At 42.0% G+C, this 624-nt stretch carries 1 protein-coding gene; it reads right to left on the minus strand.

All coding sequences use genetic code 11. The features are described 5' to 3' along the window. Positions 1 to 247, minus strand: a 247-nt coding sequence (locus tag R7R24_RS28070; RefSeq protein ID WP_318120355.1) for a hypothetical protein, incomplete at its 3' end; no start/stop codon positions are given. Positions 248 to 624: the final 377 nt, after the last annotated feature.

Genomic DNA, 624 nt, shown 5'->3' on the forward strand with positions numbered 1-624 from the left:
GCAACTCAGGGGTGTCTGAATTACGCTGGATCTGAGCAAAAAACCAAACACCATCTTCCTGAATCAAGGCATTGCCTTGTTTGTCTTCAAACCAATGGAAATCAGCAGTTCCGCGTAAAATCGCCTCGCTATTGCTTCCGTCACTCAGCGTGATCGGATGCCAAATTGGCGATGGTGGTGTCGTTGCCATACTGTTTCCGGCAACAAGTGCAGTCAGCATGGTCAAGGCAAGGGTGTGGAATTTCAAAGTACGGCTCCATCTTTTCAATTCACCATGCGTAAAACGAACTCAGATACCCATCAATTTAATGAGCGGTTACCTGATGGTTATTTACGCATTAGATATAAATTAAGTGAATGAATGGTACAGAAATGAAAGGATAAGGGAATGCTGACAAGGGGATCAAAAAGAAAATTTGAGCAGAAGACCACGTTATTTATAAATGTTTGAGCGCCGATGACCAATCGACGCTCAAAAAGTCAAAATATCACTTTAAATTCAATGCGTTAATTTGCATTCACTTTGCTTATTACTGACAAATCAACCAGTAAGAACCGTGTCTTCTGGGTACTTAATCAAGGTTGGTTCTGGTCTCGCTAACATATATGCGAGCGTCAAAGGTC

This window comes from Vibrio sp. 704 (genome assembly GCF_033339295.1).